Source organism: Amycolatopsis sp. 195334CR (assembly GCF_017309385.1).
Lineage (GTDB): Bacteria > Actinomycetota > Actinomycetes > Mycobacteriales > Pseudonocardiaceae > Amycolatopsis.
In genome coordinates this window covers 109390-132845 of the sequence record NZ_JAFJMJ010000004.1, presented here as the reverse complement: position 1 = coordinate 132845, position 23456 = coordinate 109390, and the positions used below count along the sequence as shown (strand labels likewise).

Here is a 23456-nt window from a genome sequence, read left to right as displayed (position 1 = left end):
CAGTATCATGCTGGGCAGCAGCGGGAATCCAAGTGGAGTCGGGGAGTCGCAACATGACGAGTACTGGTCGAGCCCGGACGAGCGGGCGCCCCACCCTGGAACAGGTGGCGGTGGAGGCCGGCGTGTCCCGTGGCACCGTCTCCCGGGTGGTGAACGGCTCGCTCGAGGTGAGCCCGCGCGCGCTCAAGGCCGTCCAGGAAGCGATCCAGAAACTGGGCTACGTCCCCAACCAGGCCGCGCGGAGCCTGGTCACCCGCCGCAGCGACACGGTGCTGCTGGTGGTCTCCGAATCCGAGGCGCGGGTCTTCGGCGAACCGTTCTTCGGCAGCCTGGTGCGCGGCCTGAGCCAGGAGCTGTCCACCACCTCGCTGCAACTGCAGCTGATGATGGCCAGCACCGCCCGGCAACACGATCGGGTGGAACAATTGGTGCGCAACGGACACGTCGACGGCGTCGCGCTGATCTCCCTGCACGGCGACGACCCGCTCCCCCGCAACCTGGTCGCGGCCGGCGCGCCGGTCGCGCTCAACGGCAGGCCGATGTCCGACATCGGCGCGGTGCCCTACGTCGACGCCGACAACCTCTCCGGCGCCAAGGCCGCCACCGAGTACCTGTACCAGCGGGGCAGGCGCCGCATCGCCACCATCACCGGCCCGCAGGACATGGCCGCCGGGATCGACCGCCTCAGCGGCTACCGCTCGGCCCTGCGCGGCCGCCGCGGTGGCGCGCGCCTGGTGGCGCAGGGCGATTTCGGCCAGGCCAGTGGTGAAGCCGCGATGCGCGAGCTGTTGGAAAAGGACCCGCAGGTCGACGCCGTGTTCGCGGCCAGCGACCTGATGGCGGCCGGTGCGCTGCGGGCGCTGCGCATCGCGGGCAGGCGGGTGCCCGACGACGTGGCGGTGATCGGCTTCGACGACTCCGACATCGCGCGCAACATCGACCCGATGCTCACCAGCGTGGCCCAGCCGGTCGGCCAGATGGGCCGCGAGCTGGCGAAACTGCTGATCGCCCAGATCCGCGAGCCGGAGACCCGGCTCAGCCCGGTCATCCTGCCCACCGAGCTGGTCACCCGCGAATCCGCCTGACCGCCCGACCGCGCTGGTAACGCTCCAGACACGGATTCTTGACACCCGGAGAGACCGAGGACACACTCGCCTGCACTGGGAGCGCTCCCATTGAGTGCTCCGCGACGAGACCCATCCGGAAATAGGGGCACAAGTGCGAAACCGGCCAAGAAGAACACTCACCCTGGCGACGATCCTGGCGACGACGGCCCTGCTGGCCGGCGCGTGCGGTTCGTCCGGCAGCGGCGAACCGGCGGATTCAGGCGGGCCGATCGAACTGACGATCGCCACCTTCGGCGAATTCGGCTACGAGGAGTTGCTGCGGGAATACCAGACGCTCCACCCGAACATCAAGGTCACCGAGCGCAAGACCGGCAAGGCGGGCCCGCACCACCAGAACCTGATCGCCAAGCTGGGCGCGGGCTCGGGGCTCGCCGACATCGAGGCGATCGAGGAGGGCCACCTGTCCAACGTGCTGGACAAGGCCGCCCGGTTCAACGACCTGACCCAGATCGGCCCGGCCGACGCCGGTGCCGACCGCTGGCTCCCGTGGAAGTACGAGGCGGCCAAGAGCAAGGACGGCAAGCTGATCGGCTACGGCACCGACAGCGGCCCGCTGGCCATGTGCTACCGCAAGGACCTGCTGGAGGCGGCGAACATGCCCGCCGACCCGCAGGGCGTCAAGGCGCTGTTCGCCACCTGGGAGTCCTACTTCCAGGCCGGGCAGGAGTACGTGCAGAAGTCCGGCGGCAAGCCGTGGTTCGACTCGGCGGCGCAGAACTTCAACTCCATGGTCAACCAGCAGGAGATCGGCTACCTCGACCGCAACGACAAGCTGACCCTGGAGAACAACGCCGGCATCAAGAAGGCGTGGGACCAGGTGACCACGGCCGTGTCGCAGGGCCAGTCGGCCAAGCTGACCGCGTTCAGCAACGAGTGGAACAGCGGCTTCAAGGAGGGCGCGTTCGCCACCAAGGCCTGCCCGGCGTGGATGATCGGCGTGATCAAGGAGCAGAGCGGCCCGGACAACGCGGGCAAGTGGGCGGTCACCGACGCCTTCCCCGGCGGCGGCGGGAACTGGGGCGGGTCCTACCTGAGCGTGCCGACCCAGACCAAGCACCCGAAGGAGGCCGCCGAGCTGGCCGCCTGGCTGACCGCGCCCGAGCAGCAGCTGAAGGCCTTCGAGGCCAAGGGCACCTTCCCCAGCCAGGTCAAGGCGCTGGAGTCGCCGCGGCTGGCCGCGCAGACCGAGCCGTTCTTCGCCGGTGAGCCCAAGATCGGTGAGCTGTTCGCCGCACAGGCCCGCAAGATCGCGCAGCCGCAGTACAAGGGTCCGGGCGACGGGCAGATCCAGGAGAACGTGAGCACCCCCGCGCTGCAGGCCGTGGAGCAGGGCACCTCGGCGGCGCAGGGCTGGCAGCAGCTGGTCGACGGCGCCAAGAAGATCGTCGGGTAACACACCGATGACCGTTGTACAGGCACCGCGGCGGGACGACCGGCCTCCGGCCGCCCCGCCGCGGCCCACCTTCCGGCAGCGACTGTCCACATGGGACGTCAAGTTCTCGCCGTACGTCTACATCGCCCCGTTCTTCGTGGTGTTCGGGCTGGTCGGGCTCTTCCCGCTGCTCTACACCGCCTACGTCTCGCTCTACGACTGGGAGATCGGCGACGACGATCCCCCGTTCACCGGTTTCGACAACTACGTCCAGCTCTTCGGCGACGGCCAGTTCTGGAACGCGGTCGGCAACACGCTGTCGATCTTCGTGCTCTCCAGCGGGCCGCAGATCGTCATCGCGGTGCTGCTGGCCGCGCTGCTGAACACCCGGCTGCGCGGCCCGACGGGCTGGCGCATCGGCATCCTGCTGCCGTACGCGGCCAGCCTGGTCGCCATCGGGATCATCTTCGCCAACCTGTTCGGCAACCAGTACGGCCTGCTGAACTCGATCCTGGAGATGCTCGGCCTCGACCGGATCGACTGGCAGGCGGGCACGCTGTCCAGCCACCTGGCCATCGCGACGATGGTGAACTGGCGCTGGACCGGGTACAACGCGCTGATCGTGCTCGCCGCGATGCAGGCCATCCCGAAGGAGATCAACGAGGCCGCGGTGGTCGACGGCGCGGGCCCGGTGCGCCGGTTCTTCAGCGTCACCCTGCCGCTGCTGCGGCCGACGCTGATCTTCGTGGTGATCACCTCGACCATCGGCGGGCTGCAGATCTTCACCGAGCCGAAGCTGTTCGACGTCGGCCAGGGCTCGAACAACGGCGGTTCGAGCAACCAGTTCCAGACCGTGACGCTGTACATGTACCAGCAGGGCTTCGAGAACTTCGAGCTCGGTTACGCCTCGGCCATCGCCTGGGTGCTGTTCCTGCTGATCGTGGTGATCGCGCTGGTGAACTTCCTGATCACGCGGCGGCTGGCCGCCACCGAAGGAGGGCGTCGATGACGCTGACCACCTCGCGGCCCGCACCGGCGGGCAGGCCCAAGGTGGCGAAGCTGGGCAGGCCGAACTTCTTCGTCTACGCCACGCTCGCGGTGTTCGTGCTCGGTTCGCTGTTCCCGTTCTACTGGTCGTTCCTGGTGGCCAGCCGGGACAGCGGGATGCTCACCGAGCGCGTGCCGCCGCTGCTGCCCGGCGGGAACTTCTTCGCCAACGCGGCGGAGGTGTTCGACTCGGTGGCCTTCTGGAAGTCGCTGGGCAACAGCGTCCTGGTGGCCACCTCGGTCACCCTGACCACGGTGCTGTTCTCCTCGCTGGCCGGGTTCGCCTTCGCCAAGCTGCGCTTCCGCGGCCGCGACCCGCTGTTCGTGTTCATCGTGGTGACCCTGGCGGTGCCGACGCAGCTCGGCGTGATCCCGCTGTTCATCGCGATGTCGGAACTGGGCTGGGCCGGCGGGCTGCAGGCGGTGATCGTGCCGAACCTGGTCACCGCGTTCGGCGTGTTCTGGATGCGCCAGTACACAGTGGACGCCGTGCCGTACGAGCTGGTCGAGGCGGCGCGGATGGACGGGTGCAGCATGATCCGCATCTTCTGGCACGTCTGCCTGCCCGCGGTGCGCCCGGCGGCCGCGGTGCTGGCCATGTTCACCTTCATGACCTCGTGGAACGACTTCCTCTGGCCGCTGATCGTGCTGGACGCGGGCAACCCCACCGTCCAGCTGGCACTGGAGCAGCTGCAGAGCGGCTACTACACCAACTACTCACTGGTGCTCGCCGGTACCACACTGGCGACCATCCCCATCTTGATCGTCTTCCTCCTGCTGGGCCGCCAGATCGTGGCCGGCATCATGCAAGGCGCTGTGAAAGGGTGAAAATGTCGACTATTCCTCAGGAACTCACCACCGAACCGGACCTGCGGTTCCCGGAGAAGTTCCTCTGGGGCGCGGCGACGGCCTCGTTCCAGGTGGAGGGGTCCACCACCGCGGACGGGCGGGTCCCGTCCATCTGGGACACGTTCTGCGCGAAGCCCGGAGCGGTGCGCAATGGGGACACCGGCGACCCGGCGGCCGACCACTACCGGCTGATGACCAAGGACGTGCAGCTGATGGCCGAACTCGGCCTCGGCGCGTACCGGTTCTCGCTGGCCTGGCCGCGCATCGGCACCGACCCCGCCCGCCCCAACCGGACCGGGCTGGACTTCTACCGGCGCCTGGTGGACACGCTGCTCGAGAACGGCATCACCCCGTGGCCCACGCTCTACCACTGGGACCTGCCGCAGTCGCTGGAGGACAAGGGCGGCTGGGCCAACCGCGACACCGCCTACCGCTTCGCCGAGTACACCGAGACGGTGCTGTCCGCGCTCGGTGACCGGGTGGACACCTGGACCACGCTGAACGAGCCGTGGTGCTCGGCCTTCGCCGGGTACGGCAGCGGCCGCCACGCGCCGGGCCGCACCGAGCCCGAGGCCGCGGTCGCCTCCGCGCACCACCTGATGCTGGCGCACGGCCTGGCCGTCGGGGTGATCCGCGCGCACGGCCGGTCCTCGGCGGGGATCACGCTCAACCTGTTCCCGGTGCACGCGGCGAACCCGGACGACATGGCCGACGTGGAGGCCGCGCGCCGGGTGGACGGGGTGCAGAACCGGATCTTCCTGGAGCCGATCCTGCAGGCGCGGTACCCGCTCGACGTGCTCGACGACCTGGCGCCGTACGGCATCGGCGAGGTGATCCGCGACGGTGACCTGACCACCATCGCCGCGCCGATCGACATGCTCGGCGTGAACTACTACCGCGACCACCACGTCTCGGGGCACTCGGACGCCAGTTCCGGGCTCCCCTCGGAGTGGGTCGGGGTGGAGTACGCGAGCTTCCCCACGCGCGGGCTGCCGCAGACCGATTCGGGCTGGGAGACCAATCCCACCGAGCTGACCACCCTGCTGGTCGACCTGCACCGGAAGTACCCGCGGATGCCGTTGTACGTCACCGAGAACGGCGCGGCCTACCCGGACCACCTCACCCCGGGCGGCACCATCGACGACCACGACCGGGTGCGGTTCCTGGAAACGCACCTGGCCGCCGCCCACGAGGCGATCGACCGCGGGGTGGACCTGCGGGGCTACTTCTACTGGTCGCTGCTGGACAACTTCGAATGGGCCGAGGGCTACGCGAAGCGGTTCGGCCTGGTGCACGTGGACTACGGGACGCAGCGGCGTACCCCCAAACTGAGCGCGCGACGGTACTCGCGGATCATCCGCGAGAACGGCCTGCGTGCGGACGGGATCTCCTGATGGCGGCGGTGACCTACGCCGGGGCGAGCCGGGTGTACCCCGGCAAGCCACCGGTCCGCGCGGTGGACCAGCTCGACCTGGACGTGGCCGACGGCGAGTTCCTGGTGCTGGTCGGCCCCTCCGGTTCGGGCAAGTCGACCGCGCTGCGCATGCTCGCCGGTCTCGAGGAGATCGACGAGGGCATCGTCCAGATCGGTGACAAGGATGTCACTTCGATTCCCTCGCGGGACCGCGACATCGCGATGGTGTTCCAGAACTACGCGCTGTACCCGCACATGTCGGTCGGCGAGAACATGGGCTTCGCGCTGAAGCTGCGCCGCACGCCGAAGGCCGAGATCCGCGAACGCGTGCTCACCGCCGCGCGGTTGCTGGACCTGGAGCCCTACCTGGACCGCAAGCCGAAGGCCCTCTCCGGCGGCCAGCGGCAGCGGGTGGCGATGGGCCGGGCCATCGTGCGCGAGCCCTCGGTGTTCCTGATGGACGAGCCACTGTCCAACCTGGACGCCAAACTCCGGGTGGAAACCAGGGCGAACATCGCCGCCCTGCAACGCCGCCTCGGCACGACCACGGTCTACGTCACCCACGACCAGGTCGAGGCGATGACCATGGGCCACCGCGTGGCCGTGCTCAAGGACGGTCTGCTCCAGCAGTGCGCCACCCCGCGCGAGCTGTACGACCGCCCAGCCAACTCGTTCGTGGCGGGCTTCATCGGCTCCCCGTCGATGAACCTGCTGACCGTCCCGGTCACCGACGGGGGCGCCCGGATCGGCTCCTACGAGATCCCCCTTCGCCGCGACCACCTGCGCGACGCCAAATGGACCGGCCTGGCGGAAATCACCGTCGGGGTGCGCCCAGAAGCCCTGCGCGTCACCGGCGCCGCCGATGACGCCATCAAGCTGACGGTCGACCTGGTCGAGGAACTGGGCGCCGACGCCCTGGTCCACGGCACCACCCCGGAAGACGAAACCTTGGTGCTGCGGATCGACGGCCGCCTGGCCCCCACCATGGGCAAATCCCTGCGCATCGCCGTCCGCGACCCCAACGAACTACACCTCTTCCACCCCGTAACCGGCGAACGAATCAGCACCACCAAATAATCAACGGGGAGGGGCGGGTGACCGGGCAGCAAAACGAAACCACCCACCCATCCACCCCTCCCCCATCCCGATCCCCAGCCAAAACACGGCGAAGGCCCCGATGTCAAGGCATCTTTCCCGCCTTGACATCGGGGCCTTCGCCGTAGTCACACTAAAAAATCGGGATGGCGGCCCCCTACTTACATACCGCCCCATTCACCGCAAAAGAAGCCGGCGTCGTAGCAGGACCAGAGTTCGACGCGTTAAAACCGATAGTCACCGACTTCCCAGGCGCCACCGACGCATTCCACGGCAGATTCACCGCCGTCACGTCCTTCCCCTGCTGCGACCACGTCGCCGACCACCCATGCTGCAACTTCTCATTCCCCGCGAACGAGAACTTCAACGTCCACCCGTTCCACGCCGTCGCACTCTCGTTCTTCACCGTCACCGACGCCGAAAGACCGGACCCCCACCCGTTCGCCGCATACGCCACCGAGCACGACGCCGGAGCCTCCACAACGGACTTCTCCGCCGTCCAGTTCGCCAGCCAGGCCAGCGCCGAGTTCCAGTTCACCGTCACCTCGTTGACCGAGTACGCCTCGATGTGGTCGACGAAGCACCGCTGCGCCGGGCAACCCTGCAGCAGTCCCGCCGAGATCGGGTCCTGCAGCGCGCTGTTCGGCCCGCCCGACAACGCGCCCGCCGGCGCGATCGGCAGCGACGGGTCGAGCTGGTTCGCCCAGTGCCGGTGGTGCACGTTCCGCACCGGCTGGTCACCCCAGCCCGAAACGTACGAGTAGTTCACCGGATTCCGCCCGAGCAGGTAGTTCATCACGCCGAACGCGCCCTCCCGGTACTTCGCCTGCTTCGTGAAGTCGTACGCCAGCGCCAGCACGACCCCGTTGTTCGCGACCAGCCCGTTGGAACCCCATTCGTACGAACCGTCCTGCGTGCGGTACGGCGCCGGGTGCCCCTGCGTGGCCATCTGCGTCAGGTGCCCGTCCGCGGTGGTGGTGATCGCCTGCTTGATCGCGGCCACGTCCGCGGCGGGCAGCGCGGTCGGCACCAGCGCCAGGGTGATGTCGCCGAGCGCACCCGTCGAACCCCAGTCGAACCCGCGGGTGTTGAAGCTCGCGCCCTTGTACAGCGGCGAACCGGTGACATCACTTTGATGAGAACCCGTGGTCGCGAACAACTCCGCCGCCGCCCAGTAGAACTCGTCGGTCACCGTGCCGTCGCTGTAGGCACCGCCCCCGGTCCCGTCGGCGGGATCGGCCAGCTTCGCCGGATTGGCCCGCGCCGCCTGGTACGCCTTCTCCGCCGCGGTCAGCGCCTGCGCGGAGAACGCCGGGTCGATGTCCTTCCACAACCTCGCGGCCTGCGCCGCCACCGCGGCCAGGTTCAACGTCGCCGCCGTGCTCGGCGCGGACAGCCGCCGGACCTGCGGATCGAGGTGCGGCAGCAACGGCAGCCCGGTCCACTGCGCGTCGTGGATCTTGTGGTGCGCCATGCCCGCGAGCGGATTGCCGTCCGGCACCTGCATCTTCAGCAGGAACTCGACCTCCCACCGGGCTTCGTCCAGGATGTCCGGCACCCCGTTGCCGCTTTCCGGGATGGCCAGCTTGCCGTCGCCCAGCGCCGCCGCGTCGCCGACGCGCAGCGCCCGCTCGTACTCGTTGAGCAGCTGCCAGACCGAGATCCCGCCGTTGACCACGTACTTGCCGTGATCACCCGCGTCGTACCAGCCGCCCGGCACGTCCAAGGTGTACCCGCAGGCGACCCCGGCCAGGCACGGCACGTCGTTGTCGCCCTGGTTCGGCGCCACGTTCAGGTGCCCGGCCGGCCGCGCGTACTCCGCACCCACGTACTCGGCCTCGATCGGCGTCCCGCTGCGCTGGTGGTAGAAGAACGCCAGCGAGTCGTAGCGCAGGTCCTTGAGCACGTCCGGCGAGATGTCGAACGGGTGGCTCGTGTCCGCGCCGACGGTGAGCGTGTAGCCGGTGCCGACCGTTTCGTACGAGGAGAAGTCGACCAGGTGCACGTTCTCCCCGGACAGCGGGTCCAGCCCCTTCGGGGTGCTCTGCCCGCTCGCGACCGCCGTTCCCGCCGAGTTCTTCAGCGTCCACGGAACCGGCGTCGTGGCCTCGTTCGCCACGCTCGCCTGCTTGGGCAGCCCCGGCAGGTACCCGACCTGGTTGACCCGCACCGGCGCGGCGGGTTCGAGCCCGGCCGGTGGTTTCACCCCGCCGACCAGTGAGACGTTGTCCACGCAGATGGTGTTGTCGAAGGACTGGCCGCCGAACCAGAAGGCCAGCTGCCCGTTCCCGGCGCCCGGGAAGTCCAATGTGGACTCGAAGGTGTAGGTGAAGCTCTGCCGTTCCGGGGTGAGCGCCACGTCCGTCCTGGCGATCTGCCGGTACGGCGCGACCGACTCCCCGGCCACCGCCGAGATCGGCTGGGCGGTGGTCGCGCGCGCGTCGAACTTCAGCGTGTAGGACTGCCCGGCTTCGAAGGCCACGCCGTTCTGCCCGGCGAGCGCGTCGTAGCCGTTGACCGTGCCGCCGGTGACCTTGGTGCAGAACTCGCCGCCCACCACCGAACCGGTGGTGCCCGAACCGTTCCACCACGGGTTGACCTCACCACTGGCGAAGTCCCCGTTCACCACGCGTTCGTAGGCCGCCGCGGCCGCGGCGGGTGGCAGTGCCAGCAGACCGGCGGCCAGTACCGCGCCGGTGGCCGTCAGCGCACGCCGTCGTGCTCTGTTCCCCATCGAGACGATCTCCTTTGCTGGGAATAAGCTGGATGGCCGCCGTAAGTGTCCACCTCGGACCGAGCGATGACCTCGGGAAACGGCGACTAGGAGCGCTCCCAGAAGGTACCCGGGCCGCGCCGGTTTTGGGAAGGTGGCCGCACCACCGGGACGGTCCGTATCACCCGCACCACGCGAGTCTCACCCCATTGGCCCAGCACGCTGGCCACATCGGGCGGGGGCGCCGACCAGCCTATTCCCCCGGCCAGTCCGTTCGCGCTATGGTTTTCCTCCGCTTGGGAGCGCTTCCACACGGATTTCCCCACCGGCATCGGCGCCGGCGGGGAGCAGGAAGAAAGGAAGCGAAGAGTGACAAAGAAAAGGGCGGGTACCGCACTCGCCGCCGTCACCGCTCTGGTGGCCGGTTTGCTCACCATGGTGCTGGGCGCGCCGGGGGCGTCGGCGCACGGCGCGCTGATGAAAGCGGGCAGCCGGACCTTCCTCTGCTGGCAGGACGGGCTCAGTCCGCAGGGCAACATCGTGCCGATCAACCCCGCCTGCTCGGCGGCGGTGAACCAGAGCGGGGCGAATTCGCTCTACAACTGGTTCTCTGTGCTCCGGTCCGACGGGGCGGGCCGGACCCGCGGCTTCATCCCCGACGGGCAGCTCTGCTCCGGCGGCAACCCCAGCTTCTCCGGCTTCAACGGGACCGGGAACTGGCCGCTGACGCACCTGACCTCCGGGGCGAACTTCAACTTCTCCTACAACGCCTGGGCCGCCCACCCCGGCTGGTTCTACCTCTACGTGACCAAGAACGGCTGGAACCCCGACGCCCCGCTGCGCTGGGACGACCTGGAGGACCAGCCGTTCCTGACCGTGGACCACCCGCCGGTGACCGGCTCGGTGGGCAGCGTGGAGGCGCAGTACAAGTGGTCCGGCGCGCTCCCGTCGGGCAAGAGCGGACGCCACATCATCTACTCGGTGTGGAAGCGCTCGGACAGCGCGGAGACCTTCTACGGCTGCTCCGACGTCACCTTCGACGGCGGGAACGGCGAGGTCACCGGGGTCAAGGACAGCACGGGCACGCCACCGGCCACCGGGAGCTGCGTGGCCGAGTACGCGGTCACCAGCACCTGGAACGGCGGACACCAGGCCGAGGTGACGGTGAAGAACCAGGGCACCACCCCGCTGTCGGGCTGGCGGGCGAACTGGACGCTGCCCGCCGGGCAGACGGTCAACAGCGTGTGGAACGGCACGCAGACCCAGTCCGGTGATCAGGTGACGGTGCGCAACGTGGACTGGAACGCCGGTGTGGCGGCCAACGGGTCCGCGAAGTTCGGGCTGTCGGTGAACTCGCCGGGCAGCACACCGGTGGTCCCGGCGGTCACCTGCCAGAGCCCGTAGCCCGCGCGCATCATTGAGGCGGCGGCCTCAGTGATGCCCGTGCTCGGGATCGGCGTACACGCAGCCGTCGACGTCGGCGGGCACCTGCGGGACCCGGTCGTCGTGGTAGTCGCACCGGAAGTAGTAGAGATCGAGCGCGCTCACCCCGAGAAAACCGGCGGAAACCGCGAACCCGTTGCCGAAGGCGAAGGTGGGCCCGTCCCCGATCGTTCCCCCGGCCATCGCGCGCTGCCACGAACGCTGGAACTCCAGTTGCCGATCACCGCCGAACAACAGCAGGCCGACCCTGGGGTATTCGGCCGAGACCGCGCAGCTGGCCCATTCACTGACGAACGGTTCGTAGAGCGCGGCGATATCGGAACCGACGAAAGCCCGCAGATCGGCGGGCTTTTCCCGGACCACCCGCGTGCATTCCCCGGCTTTGTCCTCGACCCAGCCGATCACCTGGTCCATCGTGTCCAGCCGCGCGGTCAGCGCGGCCGAACCGCGCTCGGCGGACGGCTCCTCCCGGCCGTCCGCCGAGCACCCGGTGAGCCCGACCAGTGCGGCGAGCACGGCGGCACCGACCCGGTTCATGCGGCCTCCAACCCCAGCTTTGGGAGCGCTTCCAGAACCACCACCGTAGCCCGCCAAGCACTGGGGGACAACGCTTCGCGCACTGCCGGTCACTCACCTCTTCCCAAATCGGCCGGCCGGGGCCTACACTTCTGGGAGCGCTCCCAAATGTGGATCACCCAAGCCCTCAACGAGGAGGCCGCAAGTGCCCCACCGCCGCTCTCCAGCGCTGCTCGCGGCCGCCGCCCTGCTCACCACCGCACTCGCCACCCCGGCCCAGGCTTCGGTCGAGGCCGGGTTCAACTACGGTGAGGCGCTCCAGAAGTCGATCCTGTTCTACGACGCCCAGCGCTCCGGCGTCCTCGGCCCGGGCAACCGGGTGAACTGGCGCGGTGATTCCGCGTTGACCGACGGCCAGGACGCCGGCCTCGACCTGACCGGGGGTTTCTACGACGCCGGTGACCACGTGAAGTTCGGCCTGCCCTTCGCCTCCAGCATGACCATGCTGGCCTGGGGCGCGGTCGAGGAACCCGCCGCGTACCAGCGTTCCGGCCAGCTGCCGCACCTGAAGTCGAACCTGAAGTGGGGCACCGACTGGCTGCTCAGGGCGCACCCGCAGCCGAACGTCCTCTATGGACAGGTGGGCAGCGGGAACCCCGACCACGCCTGGTGGGGCCCGGCCGAGGTGATGCCGATGGCGCGGCCGTCGTACAAGATCGACGCGAGCTGCCCCGGTTCGGACCTCGCCGGTGAGGCCGCCGCGGCGCTGGCCTCCTCCTCGATGGTCTTCGCCGGTGACGACCCGGCGTACGCGCAAACCCTGGTGCAGCACGCGAAACAGCTCTACCAGTTCGCGGACACCCACCGCGGCAAGTACAGCGACTGCATCACCGACGCGGCCAACTTCTACCGCTCGTGGAGCGGTTACACCGACGAGCTGGTGTGGGCGGCGGCCTGGCTGTACCGGGCCACCGGCGATCCCGCCTACCTCGCCAAGGCCGAAGCCGAGTACGGCAACCTGGCCACCGAACCGCAGAGCAGCGAACGCTCCTACAAGTGGACGATCGCCTGGGACGACAAGTCCTACGGCGCCTACGTGCTGCTCGCCGAGCTGACCGGCGGCGCGCGCTACTTCACCGACGCCAACCGGTGGCTCGACTACTGGACCACCGGCCACAACGGGCAGCGGGTGCGGTACTCCCCCGGCGGACAGGCCCACCTGGACACCTGGGGGTCGCTGCGCTACGCCGCCAACACCGCCTTCGCCGCGCTGGTGCACAGCGAGAACGTGACCGATCCGGCGCGCAAGGCGCGGTACCACGACTTCGGCGTCCGGCAGATCGACTACACCCTCGGCGACAACCCGAGGAAGTCGAGCTACCTGATCGGCTTCGGGCAGAACCCGCCGCGCAACCCGCACCACCGGACCGCGCACGGCAGCTGGACCGACAACCTCCAGCAGCCCGCGCAGAACCGGCACGTGCTCTTCGGCGCGCTGGTCGGCGGCCCCGGCCAGCCCGATGACTCCTATGTGGACAACCGGGGCGACTACGTGGCCAACGAGGTCGCGCTCGACTACAACGCCGCCTACACCGGTGCGCTGGCCAAGCTGTACGACGAGTTCGGCGGCACGCCGCTGGGGAACTTCCCGGTGCCGGAAACCGCCGACGGCCCCGAGCTGTACGTGCAGGGCGCGGCCACCCAGCAGAGCGCCACCTTCACCGAGGTGAAGATGTACGTGCTGAACACCTCGGCCTGGCCGGCGCGGGCGCTGACCGGCGGCAAGGTCCGCTACTACTTCACCCTCGACGGCACCACCACGCCGGGGCAGCTTTCGGTCACCACGAACTACAACCAGTGCGGCACCGCCTCCGCGCCGATCCAGCACAGCGGCAGCGTCTACTACGTCGAGATCCCCTGCCCGGTGACGATCGCCCCGGCCGGGCAGAGCGCGCACCGCAAGGAGATCCAGGTCCGGATCACCAGCGCGGGCTCCTGGAACCCGGCCAACGACTGGTCCTACGCGGGACTGCCCTCGGGCAGCGGCGCGCAGCCGGCGAACACCGCGAACATCGTGCTGACCGATCCGGCGGGCACCCGGCTCTGGGGCAGTGCCCCGGCGGGCTGAGGTGGCCCCCTTCCCCGAACCCCCGGCCCGGGGCGGCTGACGTGCGCCGTCCCGGTCCGGTCTCCAACCTTCGGTTTTCCGCTGGACTAGGAGGAAAAGTTGAGATCACGACTATTCGCCAGGCCGAGGCGGGCGCGGCCGCTGCCCGCGCTGGCCGCGGTGGCCCTGATGGGCGCCGCGGCCACGGTGGGGCTGACGCCCGCGGCCACCGCCGCCGACGTGGCCTGCACGGTGACCTACAAGGTGGGCAGTGAGTGGGGCAACGGCTTCGGCGCCACCGTGGACGTGCGCAACGAAGGCACCGAGGCGCTGGACTGGAATCTCACCTGGACCTTCCCCGACGGCCAGCAGATCACCCAGCTGTGGAACGGCACGCACACCCAGACCGGGTCCGCGGTGAGCGTGCGCGGGGTGAACTGGAACCGGACGCTGGCCACCGGTGCCACCGCGCAGTTCGGCTTCAACGCCAGCAAGGGCGCGCAGAACCGGGTGCCTGCCGACTTCGCGGTCAACGGCACGGCGTGCACCGGGGCGAACAAGGCCCCCGGCGTGCAGCTGACCAAGCCCGCCGCGAACTCCTCCTACGCGGTCCCGGCCGAGATCCCGCTCGAAGCCAGCGCCAGCGACTCCGACGGCACGGTGCAGAAGGTGGAGTTCTACGCCGGGACGCAGCTGCTCGGCACGGACACCACCGCGCCGTACCAGTACAACTGGACCGGCGCGGCCGCCGGTGAGTACTCGGTGACCGCCAAGGCCTTCGACAACAAGGGCGCGACCTCGATGTCCACCCCGGTCGCGGTGAAGGTGCTCGCCGCCCCCGCGGTGGTCACCACGCCGTCGAAGGTCAACGTCAAGCAGGGCGGCACCACCACGGTGGACGTCAAGCTGGCGGTGCAGCCCAGCGGCCCGGTCACGGTGACCGTGGCCAGGGCGTCGGGCAGCACGGACCTGACCGCCAGCCCGGCCACGCTCTCGTTCACCACGGCCAACTGGAACGTCGGCCAGCCGGTGACGATCAGCTCGGCGGCCAACGGCGGCGCCCCGGCCACGGCCAGCTTCTCGGTCACCGCGCCGGGCCTGACCGCGGCGCCGATCGACGTGACCGAACTGGACCCGGCCGCCTCCGACTACCAGGCGGCGTTCCTGGAGCAGTACAACAAGATCAAGGACCCGGACAGCGGCTACTTCCGCAATTTCGGCGGGCTGCTGGTGCCGTACCACTCGGTGGAGACGCTGCTGGTGGAGGCACCGGACCACGGGCACCAGACCACCTCGGAGGCGTTCAGCTACTACCTGTGGCTGGAGGCCGCCTACGGTCAGCTGCAGGGTGACTGGGCCCCGTTCAACGCGGCCTGGGCGTCGATGGAGAAGTACATCATCCCGGCGAAGGCCGACCAGCCCACCAACGACAAGTACAACGCGAGCAAGCCCGCGACGTACGCGCCGGAACACCCGCGGATGGACAAGTACCCGTCGCAGCTGGAGAGCTCGGTGCCGGTCGGGGCCGACCCGATCGCGGCCGAGCTGAAGGCCGCCTACGGCACCGACGACATCTACGGCATGCACTGGCTGATCGACGTCGACAACACCTACGGCTTCGGCCGCTGCGGGGACGGCACCACCGCCCCGGCGTACATGAACACCTACCAGCGCGGGTCCAGCGAGTCGGTGTGGGAGACCATCCCGCAGCCCTCGTGCGACACCTTCGCGCACGGCGGCCCGAACGGGTACCTCGACCTGTTCACCAAGGACGCCAGCTACGCCAAGCAGTGGAAGTACACCAACGCCCCCGACGCCGACGCGCGCGCGGTGCAGGTGGCGCACCTGGCCAACCAGTGGGCCACCGCGCAGGGCAAGGGCGCGCAGATCGCCGACACCGTGAAGAAGGCGTCGAAGATGGGCGACTACCTGCGGTACGCCATGTTCGACAAGTACTTCAAGAAGATCGGCAACTGCGTCGGCCCGAGCAGCTGCCCGGCGGGCAGCGGCAAGAACAGCGAGCACTACCTGATGTCCTGGTACTACGCCTGGGGTGGCGCGACCGACACCTCGGCGGGCTGGGCGTGGCGCATCGGCGACGGCGCGGCCCACCAGGGTTACCAGAACCCGCTCGCCGCGCACGCGCTGGCCAACGACCCGGCGCTCAAGCCGATCTCGGCCACCGGCGCGCAGGACTGGGCCAAGAGCCTGGAGCGGCAGCTGGAGTTCCTGCAGTGGCTGCAGTCGTCCGAAGGCGGTATCGCCGGTGGCGCGACGAACAGCTGGGAGGGCAACTACGGCACCCCGCCGGCCGGGCTGCCGACCTTCTACGGCATGTACTACGACTACCAGCCGGTCTGGCACGACCCGCCGAGCAACCGTTGGTTCGGCTTCCAGGCGTGGGGGCTGGAGCGGGTGGCCGCGCTGTACCAGCAGACCGGGGACGCGCGGGCGAAGAAGATCCTGGACAAGTGGGTGCCGTGGGCGATCGACAACACCACCGTCGGCACCGGTGGCCAGTTCGCCATCCCGAACGACCTGCAGTGGACCGGGAACCCGGACACCTGGAACCCGTCCTCGCCGGGGGCGAACTCCGGGCTGCACGTCACCGTGCTCAACCACAGCCAGGATGTCGGCGTGGCGGCCGCGTACGCGAAGATCCTGCTGAACTACGCGGCGAAGTCCGGCAACGCCGAGGCCAGGACCGTGGGTGAGGGCCTGCTCGACGCGATGCTGGCGCACACCGACGAGATCGGGATCGCGGTGCCGGAGACGCGGGCGGACTACAACCGCTTCGACGACGAGTACAACGCGACCAGCGGCGAGGGCGTGTACGTGCCGCCGGGCTGGACCGGGGAGATGCCCAACGGCGACCAGATCGCCGCGGGTGCGGACTTCCTGTCCATCCGGTCGTTCTACACCGACGACCCGCAGTGGCCGAAGGTCCAGGACTATTTGGACGGCGGACCGGCGCCGACGCTGACCTACCACCGGTTCTGGGCGCAGGCCGAGATCGCCACGGCGTTCTCGACCCATGTGCAGTTGTTCGGTTCAGGTGGTTGAGAACCTAACCGGACAACCCTAGACGCGGTCGCTACATCGCCGTTCGCGGCCGCGAGGCCAGGCCCGCCATCCGCCGGTGGCGGGCCTGGCCGCGTTTTCTGCCCCGCCTCCGGCAGGGCGGGCGAGGTCGCGCGTGGTGCATTTGCTCTTTGTGCCCCCAAGAGAATCGAGAGAGGTGCCCGATGAAAAAGAGACTGGCTCTGATCAGTGCGTTGCTGGCGGCGCTGGCGGGACTGGCGGTTCCCGCGAGCGCCGCCGCCCCGGCGCCGGGGTTCCACGTCCAGAACGGGCGGTTGTACGAGGCCAACGGCGCCGAGTTCGTCATGCGCGGGGTCAACCACGCGCACACCTGGTACCGCAGCGAGACCAGCTCGTTCGCCAACATCAAGGCGCTCGGCGCCAACACCGTCCGCGTGGTGCTCTCCTCCGGCCACCAGTGGACCAAGAACGACGCCGCCGACGTGTCCACTGTGGTCTCGCGCTGCAAGCAGAACCGGCTCATCTGCGTGCTCGAGGTCCACGACACCACCGGCTACGGCGAGCAGGGTGCCGCCGTCTCGCTGGACGCCGCGGCGAACTACTGGCTGGAGGTGAAGAACTCGATCATCGGCCAGGAGCAGTACGTCATCGTCAACATCGGCAACGAGCCGTGGGGCAACACCGGCTACGCGGGCTGGACCGACGCGACGAAGTCCGCCATCGGAAAGCTGCGCGCGGGCGGGCTGACGCACACCCTGATGGTCGACGCCCCCAACTGGGGCCAGGACTGGTCGTTCACCATGCGCGACAACGCGGCCGCCGTGTTCGCCGCGGACACGCAGAAGAACACGATGTTCTCGGTGCACATGTACGGCGTGTTCGACACCGCCGCGGAGATCACCGACTACCTCGGCCGGTTCACCTCCGCCGGGCTGCCGATCCTGGTCGGCGAGTTCGGGCACAACCACTCCGACGGCAATCCCGACGAGGACACCATTCTCGCCACCACGCAGGCGGAGCGGCTCGGCTACCTCGGCTGGTCGTGGAGCGGCAACGGCGGCGGCGTGGAGTACCTCGACATGGTCACCAGCTTCAACCCCGCCGCGCTGACCTCCTGGGGACAGCGGATCTTCAACGGGGCCAACGGGATCAAGCAGACCGCCAAGGAGGCCACCGTCTTCGGTGGTGACAACGTTGACACCCAGGCGCCGACCACCCCGGGCACGCCGACGGCCTCCGGGGTGACCGCCACCAGCGTGAAACTGGACTGGACGGCGTCCACCGACAACACCGGCGTGACCGGGTACGACGTGGTCCGGATCAGCGGCACCACCGAGGCGGCGGCGGTTTCGGCGAGCACGAACACCGCGACGGTCACCGGCCTCTCCCCCGTCACGGCGTACACCTTCGCCGTCTACGCCCGCGACGCGGCGGGCAACCGCTCGGCGCGCTCGGGCACGGTCGCGGTGACCACCGGCCCGGCGGGCGCGGGCGCCTGCACGGTCGGCTACCAGGTGACCGGGCAGTGGTCCGGCGGCTACCAGGCGGAGGTCACCCTGACCAACACCGGCACCAGCGCGCTCGACGGCTGGCAACTCGGCTGGACCTTCACCGGCGGGCAGACCATCACGAACCTGTGGCACGGCGTGCCGGTGCAGACCGGGGCGTCGGTGGTGGTCACCAACGCCGCGTACAACAAGGTCCTCGCGGCGGGCGGTTCGGTGAAGATCGGCTTCACCGGCTCGTGGACCGGCAGCAATCCGGCCCCGGCCTCGTTCGCCCTGAACGGCGCCACCTGCTCGGCGGCCTGACGAATGCTATGAGTGGGGCATTACTTGCATTCACCGCAAGTAATGCCCCACTCATAGCATTCAGCAGCGCGGCAGGGTGGCGGTGACGAGCACGCCCAGCAGCATGCCCCCGGCGGCCAGCAGGATCGCCAGTGCGCCGCCGTCGGCCAGTGAAACCGCGCCCGCGTGCGAGACGGCGATCAGCACCGCCAGGCCCACCGCGTTCCCCACGTTCAGCGTCGTCGACGCCAGGCCCGAAGCCACGCCCTGCTCCCCCGCCGGGGTCCCGGTGGCCGCGGCGATCCACATCGCCGTCCAGACCACGCCCTGCCCCACCCCGGAAACCACCAGCCCGGGCAGCGCGGCGGCCACCGAACTGCCCTCGTCCGCACCCCACGCCAGCACCGCGGTCCCCACCGCGCCCACGGCGAACGCGGCCAGCAGCGTGGTCCGCACCCCGAGCCGGTTCGTCATCCGCTCGCCGAGTTGCGTGCCGGTGGCGATCGCGATCGACGGCACCAGGAACAGCAGCCCGGTCTGCAGCGCGCTCAGCCCGTGCACGGTCTGCAGCAACACGGTCAGGAAGTACGGCAGCGTGCCGAACGTGCCCATGAACAGGAAGGTCACCACGACGGCCACCACCAGACTGCGATTCTTCAGCAACCGCAACGGAAGCAGCGGATCGCGTCCGCGTGCTTCCAGCCGTGCGAACAACGCCAGCAGCCCCACCGCGGCGATCGCGGCCAGCACGATCACCGGTGACGCCCAGCCGATTTCCGGCCCCTGTACGAGCGCGAACACCAGCAGCGTGGCGCCCGCGGTCACGGCGACCGCGCCGGGCAGGTCGAACCGGCGACCGGCCCGCGAGGCGACGTCACGCGGGATCACCACCAGCGCGGCGACGGCCACCGCGCCCGCCAGCGGCACGTTGACCAGGAACACCGCGGGCCAGCCGAACGCCTCGGTGAGCACCCCGCCGAGCAGCGCGCCGACGGTCAGCCCGCTCGCCCCCGCGCCACCCCAGACGGCCAGCGCGCGGTTGCGCCGCGGTCCCTCTTCGAACAGCGTGCCGATCAGCGACAGCGTGGACGGCAGCAGCAACGCGCCGCCGACGCCCTGCACCGCCCTGGCCACCACGATCAGCGCCGGGCTGGTGGCGAGCCCGCCGGCCAGCGAGGACACCGCGTACAGCGCGAGCGCGGTGACGAAGATCCGGCGGCGGCCCAGCAGGTCCGCCGCGCGGCCGCCGAGCAGCAGGAAGCCACCGGCGAAGACCACGTAGGCGCTGACCACCCACTGCTGCGTCTGCCCGGTGAAGCCCAGCTCCGCGCCGATCTCCGGCAGCGCCACGAAAACGATGTTCAGGTCCAGCGAAAAGATCAGCTGTGCCAGCGCCAGCAGCACCAGGCTCCAGCGGAGCCGGGCGCGTTCCCCAGATTCGATAGTACGCATAAACACGTACTGTACGTCTGTACGTCAACAGTCGTATCAAAGGGTAGGATGGTGCCGTGTTCACCCCGCACCCCGAGCGCGAGCAGATCCGGCTGGACCAGGTGCTCTCGACCCTGGGCAATCCCATCCGGCTGCAGATCGTGCGGGTGCTCGCGGACGGCTCGGAGCGCAGCTGCGGCAAGATCATCGACGGGATGTCGAAGTCCACGCTGACCAGGCACTGGCGGGTGCTGCGGGACAGCGGGGTGATCTGGCAGCGGCCCTACGGCCGGGAGAACCTGCTCTCGCTGCGGCGGGAGGACCTCGACGCCCGCTTCCCCGGTCTGCTCGACGCCGTGCTCAACGCCGAGACCTGATGACCGCCGTCCCCGCCGGGTTGCTGGCCTCCGGAGCCTGGCAACGCGCGGGCCCGGCGGGCCGCCACTGGGTGGAAGAACTGCCGAGAACCTTCGAGCGGTTGCGCGCGCGGTGGTCGCTCACCCCCGACGGCGAGGCCCGGCACGGTTACCACGCGATGGTGCAACCGGTGCGGCGTGACGGCGAGCCGTTGGCGCTCAAGGTCTCCTGGCCGGACGAGGACGTCGACAGCGAGGCCCGCGCACTGTCCATCTGGGACGGACGTGACGCGGTGCGCCTGTTGGAGGCCGCTCCGGAGGACCACGCGCTCCTGCTGGAACGCGCGTCCCCGACCCGGTCGGCCCAGTCCATCCGGGTCGAGGACGCGGTCCCCCTGCTGGGCGGCCTGCTGCGCCGGATGGCGGTCCCCGCACCGGACGGCCTGCGCCGGATTTCGGACGTGGCCGGGGAAATCCGCGACACCCTCACCGCCCGGTGGGACGCCGCCGGACGGCCCTTCCCGCCGTCGCTGGCCGCGCGCGTGGAGCACCTGGCCGGTGAGTTGAGCGAGCTGGACGACCCCTACCTGGTCAACCGCGAACTGTCCTACGGCAAGGTGCTCGCTGCGGACCGCGAACCGTGGCTGGTGATCAGCCCGCGCGCGGTCGCCGGGCAACTGGAGTACCAGGTGGCGCCGTTGCTGTGGACCCGCCTCGACGAGATCGGCAGGCGCACCGCGGTGCTGCGGCAGTTCCGCCGCCTGGCGGTGGCGGCGGGCCTGGACCGCGACCTCGCGCGGTCGTGGACCGTGGTGCGCGCGGCCGACCACCTCCTGACCGGCCTGGCGGCGGGCTACACGGAGGAGCCGGTCCGGTGCCGCCTCCTGCTCGACACCTTTTCCGGCACGCACTAGAAAGGCACCCATGAGCACGAACGACGTCACGGTCAAGGCGGTCCCGCCGGTGCGGGTGGCTTCGGTGAGCGGAATCGCGGAGAGCGACGCCCACGAGCACGTCGGGCCGGTGGCGCAGGCGTTGTTCGAGCGGTTGTTCGGCGCGCTGGAACGGGACGGGGTTCCGCCGGCCGGCACGCCGCTCGCCACGTACGCGCCGGCCGGCGGGGCCCGGCTCACGGTGACGGCGGCCTGCCCGGTCGGCGAAGACACCGTCGACGGCGTCCAGCTCACCGTGCTCGACGGCATCGGCCAGGCCGCCTGCTACGTCCACCACGGGACGATGGCCACGATCGACGCCAGCTACCGGATCCTGACCACCTGGATCGAGGACAACGGCTACCGCACCGACGGCACCGCCCGCGAGGTCCACCTCGTCGCCCACCCCGACGCGGACGACCACTGGCGGACCGAACTGCAGTTGCCGATCACACCCCGCTAGCCGGACACCGCCTACCCCTTCACCGATCCTGTCAGCCCGCCCACGATCCGGCGTTCGGCGAGCATGAAGAAGCCCAGTGCCGGGATCATCGACAACGCGGTGAACGCCAGCACCCGCGCCGTGTCCTGGGAGTACTGCGACTGGAAGGTGGCCACGCCCAGCGGCAGGGTGAAGTTGCCCGAGTCGTTGAACACCAGCAGTGGCAACAGGTACGCGTTCCAGCTGGTGACGAAGGCCAGCACCGCCACCGTGGTCAGCGCGGGCATCGACAGCGGCAGCAGGATCCGCCAGAAAAAACCGATCCGGGTGGCGCCGTCGAGCACCGCGGCGTCCTCGATCTCCGCCGGGATGGCCCGCATGAACGGCCGCAGGATCACGATGGTCACCGGCAGCGAGAACGCCGCCTCCGGCAGGGCCACGCCCAGCGGGTTCTCCAGCATGTCCAGCTGCCGCAGCAACAGGTACAACGGCAGCGTGGCCACCCCGAGCGGGAACAGCAGCCCCAGGGTGAACAGCGTGTACCACCCCTCCCGCCCGCGGAACTGGTACCGCGACAGGGCGAACGCCGCCATCGAGCCCAGCGCCACCGCGAGCGTGGTGGCCACCACCGCGATCAGCAGGCTGTTGCCGAGAAAGGTCCAGAACTCCGGCGCGGTCAGGATCTCCCGGTAGTTGTCCCACACCCACGGCCCCGGCAGCCCGGCCGGATCGGCGTTGATCTGGCCGGTGGTGCGGAACCCGCCGAGGATGACGAAGATCAGCGGCACCACGGTGATGCCGACGATCAGGATCGCCACCAGGTAGGCCAGCGACTGCCGCTTCATCCGGTCACCGCCCCCTCGGTGTCGCGCCGCAGCGCGAATCGCTGGTACAGCAGGGCGAAGGTGAAGCAGATGATGAACAGCAACACCGCCACCGCACTGCCGAAGCCGAACTCGTACCGCTTGAACCCGTGGTCGATCAGGTAGGTCGCCATCGTGGTGGAGGCGTTGGCAGGCCCGCCCAGCGTCATGATCCACACCAGGTCGAACAACTGCAGCGAGCCGATCACCGACAGGAAGATCCAGATCCGCACGGTCGGGCCGAGCAGCGGCAGCACCACGTGCCGGGTGGTCTGCCACGCCGTCGCCCCGTCCAGCGCGGCGGCCTCCTTCACCTCCGGCGGAATCCCCTGGAGCCCGGCCAGCAGCAGGATGATGCCGAAGCCGATGTACTTCCAGGTGATCACCACGAACAGGGTGAACAGCACCAGCCCGGGATCGGCCAGCCACTGCCGCACCAGCCCGCCGAGCCCGGCCGCGCGCAGCACCTGGTCGGCGAACCCGCCCGGCTGCAGGATGAGCAGCCAGATCACCGCGGTGATCGCCTCCGAGAGCACGTACGGCGCGAAGACGATCACCCGCAGGAAGGCCCGCCCGCGCAGCCGCCGGTTGAGCAGCAGGGCCAGCCCGATGCTCAGCGGCAGTTGCACCACCAGCGACAGCACGGCGATGACCACGTTGTGCCACACCGCGTTCTGGAACACCGAGCCGGTCAGCGCGTCCAGGTAGTTCTTGAACCCGGCGAAGTCCCCGAGCGAGCCGAAACCGGTCCAGTCGTACAGGCTGTAGTACACCGCCAGCACCATCGGCACCAGCACGAACCCGACGAACAACAGCAGGGCCGGGCCGAGGAACAGGGTCAGTTCGAGCTTCCGGCGCAGCCCCGAGGAGACCGCGCTCCCCCGTGGCCGGGCACCTCGCCCGCGCGAACGCAGCAT

At 69.6% G+C, this 23456-nt stretch carries 18 protein-coding genes; 13 read left to right on the top strand and 5 right to left on the bottom strand.

Annotated elements, in window-relative coordinates; all coding sequences use genetic code 11:
• The first annotated feature begins 104 nt into the window (after positions 1 to 104).
• From JYK18_RS44390 to JYK18_RS44365, 6 genes are all read left to right on the top strand, one after another.
• Positions 105 to 1085, top strand: a complete 981-nt coding sequence (locus tag JYK18_RS44390) for a LacI family DNA-binding transcriptional regulator (RefSeq protein WP_307796358.1) — start codon at positions 105 to 107, stop codon at positions 1083 to 1085.
• 133 nt (positions 1086 to 1218) lie between these two features.
• A complete protein-coding gene (locus JYK18_RS44385; RefSeq protein WP_374195122.1) occupies positions 1219 to 2520 on the top strand; it encodes an extracellular solute-binding protein in 1302 nt (433 codons plus the stop codon).
• A 7-nt stretch (positions 2521 to 2527) separates the two neighbouring features.
• The gene (locus JYK18_RS44380; RefSeq protein ID WP_206810263.1) at positions 2528 to 3508 is read left to right on the top strand and encodes a carbohydrate ABC transporter permease; all 981 of its coding nucleotides are present in this window, start codon (positions 2528 to 2530) and stop codon (positions 3506 to 3508) included.
• A complete protein-coding gene (locus JYK18_RS44375) occupies positions 3505 to 4374 on the top strand; it encodes a carbohydrate ABC transporter permease (RefSeq protein WP_206810262.1) in 870 nt (289 codons plus the stop codon). Before JYK18_RS44380 ends, JYK18_RS44375 begins: the two co-directional genes overlap by 4 nt.
• A gap of 2 nt (positions 4375 to 4376) precedes the next feature.
• Complete coding sequence (locus tag JYK18_RS44370; protein ID WP_206810260.1) at positions 4377 to 5789, top strand: GH1 family beta-glucosidase; 1413 nt, start codon at positions 4377 to 4379, stop codon at positions 5787 to 5789.
• The gene (locus tag JYK18_RS44365) at positions 5789 to 6886 is read left to right on the top strand and encodes an ABC transporter ATP-binding protein (RefSeq protein ID WP_206810259.1); all 1098 of its coding nucleotides are present in this window, start codon (positions 5789 to 5791) and stop codon (positions 6884 to 6886) included. Before JYK18_RS44370 ends, JYK18_RS44365 begins: the two co-directional genes overlap by 1 nt.
• Positions 6887 to 7061: 175 nt before the next feature.
• On the opposite strand, the gene JYK18_RS44360 is transcribed toward JYK18_RS44365, so the two are convergent.
• Positions 7062 to 9638, bottom strand: a complete 2577-nt coding sequence (locus JYK18_RS44360) for a glycoside hydrolase family 9 protein (protein ID WP_206810258.1) — start codon at positions 9636 to 9638, stop codon at positions 7062 to 7064.
• A 348-nt stretch (positions 9639 to 9986) separates the two neighbouring features.
• Here JYK18_RS44360 and JYK18_RS44355 point away from each other — a divergent pair, with 348 nt between their 5' ends.
• Positions 9987 to 11021, top strand: a complete 1035-nt coding sequence (locus tag JYK18_RS44355) for a lytic polysaccharide monooxygenase (protein WP_307796357.1) — start codon at positions 9987 to 9989, stop codon at positions 11019 to 11021.
• A gap of 27 nt (positions 11022 to 11048) precedes the next feature.
• Here the strand turns inward: JYK18_RS44355 and JYK18_RS44350 are convergent, their stop codons facing one another.
• A complete protein-coding gene (locus JYK18_RS44350) occupies positions 11049 to 11597 on the bottom strand; it encodes a hypothetical protein (protein ID WP_206810257.1) in 549 nt (182 codons plus the stop codon).
• Positions 11598 to 11781: 184 nt separating this feature from the next.
• Between JYK18_RS44350 and JYK18_RS44345 the strand changes: the two genes are divergently transcribed.
• The 3 genes from JYK18_RS44345 (at position 11782) to JYK18_RS44335 (ending at position 18536) form a co-directional block, all read left to right on the top strand.
• Positions 11782 to 13704 carry a glycoside hydrolase family 9 protein gene (locus JYK18_RS44345; protein WP_206810256.1) on the top strand — a complete coding sequence of 641 codons (1923 nt, stop codon included), beginning with the start codon at positions 11782 to 11784 and terminating at the stop codon, positions 13702 to 13704.
• Between the two features lie 99 nt (positions 13705 to 13803).
• On the top strand, positions 13804 to 16746 hold the full coding sequence (locus JYK18_RS44340) for a glycoside hydrolase family 48 protein (protein WP_242584594.1): 2943 nt from the start codon (positions 13804 to 13806) through the stop codon (positions 16744 to 16746).
• A 182-nt stretch (positions 16747 to 16928) separates the two neighbouring features.
• A complete protein-coding gene (locus JYK18_RS44335; RefSeq protein WP_206810255.1) occupies positions 16929 to 18536 on the top strand; it encodes a cellulase family glycosylhydrolase in 1608 nt (535 codons plus the stop codon).
• Positions 18537 to 18596: 60 nt separating this feature from the next.
• Here the strand turns inward: JYK18_RS44335 and JYK18_RS44330 are convergent, their stop codons facing one another.
• Positions 18597 to 19967, bottom strand: coding sequence for an MFS transporter (locus JYK18_RS44330; RefSeq protein WP_206810253.1), 1371 nt, complete (start codon positions 19965 to 19967; stop codon positions 18597 to 18599).
• 56 nt (positions 19968 to 20023) lie between these two features.
• Between JYK18_RS44330 and JYK18_RS44325 the strand changes: the two genes are divergently transcribed.
• From JYK18_RS44325 to JYK18_RS44315, 3 genes are read left to right on the top strand one after another with little or no spacing between them, the layout of a single operon-like run.
• Positions 20024 to 20323, top strand: a complete 300-nt coding sequence (locus tag JYK18_RS44325; protein ID WP_206810251.1) for a helix-turn-helix transcriptional regulator — start codon at positions 20024 to 20026, stop codon at positions 20321 to 20323.
• On the top strand, positions 20323 to 21216 hold the full coding sequence (locus JYK18_RS44320; RefSeq protein ID WP_206810250.1) for an aminoglycoside phosphotransferase family protein: 894 nt from the start codon (positions 20323 to 20325) through the stop codon (positions 21214 to 21216). The genes JYK18_RS44325 and JYK18_RS44320 overlap by 1 nt, the downstream gene beginning before the upstream one ends.
• A 10-nt stretch (positions 21217 to 21226) precedes the next feature.
• Entirely contained in the window at positions 21227 to 21697 is a 471-nt protein-coding gene (locus JYK18_RS44315; protein WP_206810249.1) for a GyrI-like domain-containing protein, read from the top strand.
• 11 nt (positions 21698 to 21708) lie between these two features.
• Here JYK18_RS44315 and JYK18_RS44310 read toward each other — a convergent pair whose 3' ends face one another.
• Together JYK18_RS44310 and JYK18_RS44305 are read right to left on the bottom strand one after the other, a co-directional pair.
• Positions 21709 to 22521: a carbohydrate ABC transporter permease gene (locus tag JYK18_RS44310; RefSeq protein WP_206810248.1), complete on the bottom strand. Its 813-nt coding sequence runs from the start codon at positions 22519 to 22521 to the stop codon at positions 21709 to 21711.
• Entirely contained in the window at positions 22518 to 23456 is a 939-nt protein-coding gene (locus tag JYK18_RS44305) for a carbohydrate ABC transporter permease (RefSeq protein ID WP_206810247.1), read from the bottom strand. The genes JYK18_RS44310 and JYK18_RS44305 overlap by 4 nt, the downstream gene beginning before the upstream one ends.